Source organism: Aminobacter sp. P4_H6_2 (assembly GCF_056400805.1).
The window spans coordinates 1-3,143 of sequence record NZ_JBFUKO010000614.1 but is presented as its reverse complement, the minus strand read 5'-3'; the positions used below and the strand labels follow the sequence as shown (position 1 = coordinate 3,143).

Annotated in this window: 4 protein-coding genes; all 4 read left to right on the top strand. The window is 58.7% G+C overall.

Annotation, left to right across the window (positions count from 1 at the left end; translation table 11 throughout):
- Positions 1 to 713, top strand: a 713-nt coding sequence (locus AC1DUU_RS27465; protein WP_476786512.1) for an enoyl-CoA hydratase/isomerase family protein, incomplete at its 5' end; no start/stop codon positions are given.
- 26 nt (positions 714 to 739) lie between these two features.
- The gene (locus AC1DUU_RS27460) at positions 740 to 1,132 is read left to right on the top strand and encodes a DUF6163 family protein (RefSeq protein WP_476786513.1); all 393 of its coding nucleotides are present in this window, start codon (positions 740 to 742) and stop codon (positions 1,130 to 1,132) included.
- Positions 1,133 to 1,347: 215 nt separating this feature from the next.
- On the top strand, positions 1,348 to 1,863 hold the full coding sequence (gene ldtR, locus AC1DUU_RS27455; protein WP_109576855.1) for a transcriptional regulator LdtR: 516 nt from the start codon (positions 1,348 to 1,350) through the stop codon (positions 1,861 to 1,863).
- 415 nt (positions 1,864 to 2,278) lie between these two features.
- The coding region (locus tag AC1DUU_RS27450) for a L,D-transpeptidase family protein (RefSeq protein ID WP_476786511.1) at positions 2,279 to 3,143 on the top strand (865 nt) is incomplete at its 3' end.

Sequence of the window (3,143 nt, the reverse complement as noted above, 5' to 3'; positions counted from 1 at the left end):
ACGGTATCGTCATGGGCGGCGGCGTCGGCATCTCGTTCCATGGCTCGCATCGGGTGCTGACCGAAAACGCGCAATTCGCCATGCCGGAAGTTGGCATCGGCTTTTTTCCCGATGTCGGCGGCAGCCATCTGTTGCCCGATCTCGGCGGCTATTTTGGCATGTATCTAGCGCTGACGGGCAACCGGATCCGCTATGGCGACGCGCTTTGGTCCGGGTTGGCGACGCACACTATTTCGGCAGACGGGCAGATCGGGCTGCTGGAGCGTTTTTGCGAGACCGGCGAATCGGAAGCGGTTCTGCGCAATTTCTTCCGGCCCGCCAAGCGCGAGACTGAGCGCGATACTCTCGAAGCCATTGCCCTGCACTTTTCCAAGCCCACCCTTGCCGATGTCATCGAAAGCCTTGAGGCGGATACGAGCGAGTTTGCCGCCAAGACGCTCGCAACCATTCTCACGCGTTCGCCAACCAGCCTGTCTGTCGCCTTCCGCCAGATCAAGGCCGGGCTGACCATGTCGATGGACGACTGCATGCGCATGGAGTTCCGGATACTGAACCGCATGCTGACCGGCCGCGACTTTTATGAGGGCATCCGCGCCGTGCTCATCGACAAGGGCTCGACCCCACAATGGCAGCCCGCACGGCTCGCCGATGTCGATCCGGCCGATATCGACCGCTATTTTGCAACGCTCGGCGATGGGGAACTCGCCCTGTGAACGACAATGCAAGCCGCCTGCGCGAGATGCACCCGTCCGCGATCGAGAATGCGTTTGCGCTGTTCCTGCGCGTGGTGGCGGCCTATTGCCTGCTGTTCGGCATTCTCTATTGGGTCCGCCTCATCGGCGTCTATGACGGCCCGCTCTGGCGCTTCGACCTGATGCCGCTTCATTGGCAGGTCGCCGCGGTGACACTGTCGGCGTTTTTTCCTTTCGCTGCCATTGGTCTGTGGATGCTGTCGTCGTGGGGGCCGGTCATCTGGTTCATTTGCGCTGCGACCGAGATTGTCATGTATGCGGGCTTCCCCGATCTGTTTGGCAGCCGCCCGCTGATCGTCGCCGCCCATGTTTCGGTGGCGTTGATTTACGCCGCCTTCCGGATCGTCTTGCACCTCCAAAGACGCCGCGCTGCCCAGTAGCCAACGCTTTCAGGGCGTTGCGGGCCATCCCATAAAATACAAGGTTAATTATTCTTACTCGGAAGGGTTTTCGTTAACCTTCTTTCGAAACCAGTGCCTGGTAAGCCCTTGTTAAGCCTGACGTTTAAGTCGAATTTTATGGGTATTCGATAAGTTCGCGATCAAGGTGACATCAAACAAAAAAGTCACCAGGCGAAAACAGAGAGGCAAAGACAATGATCAATTCGCGTCAGGTGGCTAAGCCCGCCATGGTTTCCGAGGACCGTAACGAAGCTATCCGTTCGCTTTACATGGAATCCCTGCAGCTGGTCGAAAGACTTCACCGCCGTCTTCTTGATGTTATCAAGGATGAGTTCGACCGCAACGGCCGCAGCGACATCAATGCAATCCAGGCCCTGCTGCTGTTCAATATCGGCAACGCGGAGCTGACCGCCGGCGAATTGCGCTCACGCGGCTACTATCTCGGCTCCAATGTCTCCTACAACCTCAAGAAGCTGGTCGAGCTCGGCTTCATCAACCACCAGCGTTCGCGCATCGACCGTCGCTCGGTTCGGGTCAGCCTGACGCCCAAGGGCCAGGACGTGGCCGAGGTCGTTGCCGGTCTTTACGATCGTCATGTCGGCTCGATTGAACATGTCGGCGGCATCAACACCGACGAGTTCAAGCAGATGAACCGCGCCCTGCAGCGCCTCGACCGCTTCTGGAACGACACCATCGCCTACCGCATGTAAGCCTGCAGGGAAGGGGAATAGAGCAGTAAGGCAGTGGGGCAATAGGTCGGCAAGACCGCAGGTGCCACGCTCCATTTCTGACTGCCCTGCTACCTTACTGCCCTATTCCCATTCTTCCCAAGGAACGACCTCCAGTCGCCGGGCCGGTTGCAGAAATGCACCGGCTCTTCCTTTTTTAGCTTGAGGCGATGCAATAGAAGGCGCCCTAGCCATGTTGCCGCCATATTCGGATGACCTATCGAAAACTTGTGATGTGCCAGATCTGCCTGTTCGGCCGTCAGCAACCCGTGCGAAGAAGTCGCGAGTCACGTGTTCGTGATGTCGGGTTATGGTTGGCTAATTGTTAAGTGTGGTCGTCATATCGTCGCGGGAAATTTCCTGCCGGTTTTGTTGCGCGAATATGTCTGGAACGTCCATGAAAACTAGCCGCCGTTTCTTTCTCTCCGGTGCAGGCGCAATCGCCGTGGCCGCCATATCTGGCGCCGCTAGCGCCCAGGACGTGATCGGCGAAGTTCTCGGTTCGTCGCGTCGCGGCAACTGGGACGATCAGTTCGATGCGCGTGTCAGCCAGGGCGACAAGGTCGTCTCGACGCTGCCGATCTTTTCGCCGCAGACGATCGGTTTCGTGCAACAGGCCATCGCTCAGTATCAGAACATCGTCGCTCAGGGCGGCTGGCCAGTCGTGCCCGCAAACAAGAAGCTCAAGCTGGGCGACGAAGACCCCGATGTCGTGGTGCTGCGCAAGCGCCTGATGGTTTCCGGTGACCTGTCGCCGCGCGCTGGCCTCTCCCAATCCTTCGACACCTATGTCGATGCCGCACTCAATCGCTTCCAGGCACGGCATGGCCTGCCGTCCGATGGCGTCATGGGCAAGTACACCTATGCGGCGATGAACATCTCCGCCCAGGTTCGCCTGGGTCAGCTCCAGACCAATCTCACCCGTATCCAGGCGCAGGCCGGCAAGCTCGGCAACCGCTATGTGAACGTCAACATTCCGGCTGCCCAGGTTGAAGCCGTCGAAAACGATCGCATCGTGCTGCGCCACACGGCCATCGTCGGCAAAGTCGATCGCCAGTCGCCCATCGTCAACTCGAAGATCAACGAGATCGTCGTCAACCCGTACTGGAATGCGCCGGTGTCGATCGTCCGCAAGGACATCATCCCCCTGATGCGCAAGAACCCGAACTATCTGACCGACAGCAAGATTCGCCTTTTTGCGCCGGATGGCAGCGAAGTTGATCCGATGAATGTCGACTGGTCGACGGAAGAGGCGGCGAAAT